Below are 3,673 nucleotides of genomic sequence, written 5' to 3'. Positions count from 1 at the left end.
CGGGGCCTTTTGCATTGAAACGCAAGACCCAGTCGCGGATCACCTGGACCGTCACGCCGCCGACCGCACCCGCATCGCTGCGCAAGCCGCCGTCATAGATCACTGCAAGCGCCAAAAGGCGCCGTGTTTGATCGGCATTCACCGAGCCACGGGCTAGATGACGAAGGGTTGGAGCATCAAAGTCATCTCGAAGACGGATAGGGGCGGACATGGCAAACTCCTCATGTTCCCCATCAGGAATCATATTCGCGAAACTTTGGGAATCCAAAAGAGTCGTCAAATTCGTCGCTTGGTATAACTTAAACCAATTGGCCTCCGGCAAACCCGGTGCGGTTCAATTCCTCGGTAGTGGCTAGATCATTGCCGCGCAATGGGTTCTCTCTCGTTGACGTCCGTACGATAGAAACAGCTAATTCCCCCTAATCGCGGGACCCGATGACGTGAGTGAACTGATCCATAGATTATTGGCAGACAATTAGTTCTTTAGTTGGGAGAAGATATCATCTATGGCGAAGATGTTGAAAATTTTCCATGTTTTGTCGATATTTGTAATATTTGTGTTTGTTAGTATTAATAGCGCCTCTTCTTCGTGCGAAATAATGAATCCTATCCGTATTACGATCGGTAATCTTCGTTTGCAAATTCCTGCAAAAAATCCACCAACGATTATTCAAAAAGATGACGCGCGTAAGTCAAGTCGAATTAGAACTCGAGCGGGAGGCATCGCTTTCGATGCTTATTGTTCTCTTCCGGGTCGAGACTATCTGCATGCGAGGAGGGTTATTTTTAACCCGACATACGCCAAATACTATGAACAAACAGTTGGGAGGCCCCTGATCCCGATTGGGGTGTCCAACTTAAGTATCTCAGAGATTAGCGGCATTGCCAAGCCTTCTAGCGAAGGAAAAACCTTCGAAGTCATAGAGGGAAATTTTCGAAAATACTCGTATAAGGATGGATATTATTTTGTGGAGACGTCGCCCGAGCAAGGTGAGTTGGCAATAACCGCAAATTGCTTCAACCCTCGGCGTGGAGATTTCACTACCTGTAGAATTCGTAAAAAATATCAAGACCTCCAAATAGTTATCACAATTGATGTTCACGCTAGCAGTCAAACTGTCCTAGGCGATGAAATCACACAAAACACTTGGCCATATAGATCCTACGCTCCAGCAGAATGGCCGCGTTTATTCAGTCAGGTACTCGAACTCCTCGCCCCTCTGGCGCGTATGTAAAAGGTTTCACGGGATTGCCAAGTTGTTGACGGAACTCTGCATCATCACAGCGATCTACAAGCTCTGAGTTCCGTCAACAACTTGGCAATCCCCCGCCGCGGCACGGCGCATAGAAGAAGACCACGCCAGGCGGATCGTCCCCACCCTAGGCCCGATCGTCGCGGGCCAATGCCCATAGATATCCGGTTTTCGTCTTACCGCGGCCCGGATCCAACGCCGGTGCCGTGGTCTCGTCCATGAACAGTTTGGTCGACACCTTCAGGTGCTCGGCCAGCCGGTCGGCCCCGGGTCCGAGGCGGAACGCGGCGGTGCCGACCCAATCTGCCAGCGTACTCCGATGGATACGGTGACGATCACGCGCAACTGTGCGGGCACTATGTCGAGCCGCTCCGTGCGATCCTCGCCAATCTTGTGCATCGCCCCGCAGCCACAGGCCCTAGAGCTGCCGAATCTGCGCTCATAGCCAACGACTATTGAAAGATAGAAATCCGGGATTGGAGTTACGGCGGCCCGTTGTGAGACAACGCCACATCGGAACTAAAACGATACGACGCAAAAGGGAAGCGGCCATGAAAACCCGGATCCTCCAGATCGACGAAAACAACTTCGCTATCTTCGATTTTTCGCGATCACATAAGAGCGTCTCGGACTCACTGAAGACGATTGCACAAAACGCCGCCTGACCGCGTGTCAATGAAGCTCGCGACAAGCTCCATCAAGGCACTCCGAGTTTTTATGCAGCGACAACACTCAGTTGCAAGTCCAGAATGAGTGAGGAACGTCAAAGTGAGCTACGTTCAATACCCCCAGGACAATGAATTTATCGAACATTTTCCACGGCAAGGGAAACTCGGATACTCAGGACTTGTAAATACAAGGCATAGAGATGTCTGGGACGCGTTTCTCAGGTCTTTCGCCCAATCTACACCGTCATGCACAAATAATGGTTCAAGCCGAACAATATTTCGTGCTTATGATCTGCGAGGTCTCGCCTATGTGTGCGGTCTCTCGGCCCCCTTCAACCTTAACAGAACGCAAGCTCATCTGAAGTCATCCGACATTGATCATTGGGCTCTGATTTTGTTGCACAGCGGCAGCATGATTTGCAAAAGCTCCAGAGGAACCATGCGAGGTGAGGCCGGCTTTCTCGGACTTATTTCACTTGCGAGTGAATTTTCTCTCCAAACGACCAGGGCCAAGTTTTCCGTTGTTCTTCTCTGCAGAGAGGAATTCGCCGAATTTTCAGAAATTCTGGACGCTGCCAGCAACCTGCCACTCGAAGGTACGGTGTCTGAAATATTATGCGATTTCATCAAGTCAATAGATTACCAAATTCGTGATATGACATATGCAGAACTTCCGCTTGTGACGAAATTTCTCAAGGAGTTGCTGAAAATATCGGTGACCACTAGCCAAACCAAATTCTCCCAGAATGCAGCCCCACTACCTATTTCAACAAGTCTCATTGCACGCGCCCGACGCTACATCCGCGACAACCTGCAGTCGCCGGAACTCGGTCCTGGCGCTCTGTGCGAGGCACTCAATATTTCCAAGCGAAAACTTTCTTTTCTTTTCGAAAGGCACGGCGGCGTTGCCAACTATATCCGGCAAACGCGCTTGCTCGCTTGCCACAAAGCCCTGAGCAATTCCGCCGATCACAGACTGATCAGCTCCATCGCCTATGACTACGGATATACAAGTTGCGCTCAGTTCACACGAAATTTCCGGACATTGTTCGGATACGCACCAAGCGAGGTTCGCAAGAACGATTACATTGGCTTCGCGCATATCAAGGAAACTCCAAAAGACATCTTGGAATGGCTGCAGCAGATCTGAGGACACGCTTAGAGTAACTGTGTTGCGTAATTCCGTCGGCCACGTCCCATCTTGTGGTGTAACTCGTCGCGAACCATCGGCTTTTAACGGGCCGAGCTGATCAGTCGCTCTGCGCTGCAGGCAAGCTGACGGTGAGATCATCGCAGAGCTGGGCAAGCTTATCCAGCGTTATGTATCGGCCGCGCTGAAGGGGGCCAATCCCCGGTCTGCTCCATCAGGATAGCGCCGACCAGGCGCCGGATCGAGGTCTCGTTTGGAAAGATCCCGACAACATCGGTGCGCCGCTTGATCTCACCGTTCAAGCGTAACCGGCCGATTGTTACCGCGGCGATTGGGCCTTGACGCGGGCAATGACGTGGGGATCTGAGACGAAGTCATCGAGGAAGCCGTTCCAGTTTTCGGTTGAGCTTCTGGCTTCGGCGAGCATGTCTTTCAATTCGTGGATGCCGTCGTCGGTGAGCGCTGTAATATAGTCGTCCTGACCTGTTTGGACGCTGACGATGCTGCCATAGGTCAGGTTGTCATCGTTTTCGACGATGGCCTCCAGGAGCTCGAGGTCTTCACCTTGCAACTGCGCGACACAGGCGAGTGTGGTGACATGA

3 protein-coding genes and 3 pseudogenes are annotated in these 3,673 nt (G+C 51.5%); 2 read left to right on the top strand and 4 right to left on the bottom strand.

Going from position 1 to position 3,673, the window contains the following annotated elements; all coding sequences use genetic code 11:
• Positions 1-211, bottom strand: a pseudogene (locus tag OA90_RS28895) (IS630 family transposase); the annotation flags it as partial.
• Between the two features lie 295 nt (positions 212-506).
• Between OA90_RS28895 and OA90_RS27375 the strand changes: the two are divergent.
• Positions 507-1,235, top strand: coding sequence for a hypothetical protein (locus OA90_RS27375; RefSeq protein WP_068420177.1), 729 nt, complete (start codon positions 507-509; stop codon positions 1,233-1,235).
• Between the two features lie 148 nt (positions 1,236-1,383).
• Here the strand turns inward: OA90_RS27375 and OA90_RS28370 are convergent.
• Positions 1,384-1,667, bottom strand: a pseudogene (locus OA90_RS28370) (transposase); the annotation flags it as partial.
• A 354-nt stretch (positions 1,668-2,021) separates the two neighbouring features.
• Between OA90_RS28370 and OA90_RS27370 the strand changes: the two are divergent.
• A complete protein-coding gene (locus OA90_RS27370) occupies positions 2,022-3,071 on the top strand; it encodes a helix-turn-helix domain-containing protein (RefSeq protein WP_156510718.1) in 1,050 nt (349 codons plus the stop codon).
• A gap of 100 nt (positions 3,072-3,171) precedes the next feature.
• Here OA90_RS27370 and OA90_RS28365 read toward each other — a convergent pair.
• Positions 3,172-3,383 (bottom strand): annotated as a pseudogene (locus OA90_RS28365) (transposase); the annotation flags it as partial.
• Positions 3,384-3,390: 7 nt separating this feature from the next.
• Positions 3,391-3,673: hypothetical protein (locus tag OA90_RS29210; protein ID WP_244274682.1), on the bottom strand; the 283-nt coding region annotated here is incomplete at its 5' end.

The sequence above is a fragment of the Labrenzia sp. OB1 genome (genome assembly GCF_001624695.1).
GTDB lineage: Bacteria > Pseudomonadota > Alphaproteobacteria > Rhizobiales > Stappiaceae > Roseibium.
This window is presented reverse-complemented; position numbering and strand designations above follow the sequence as displayed.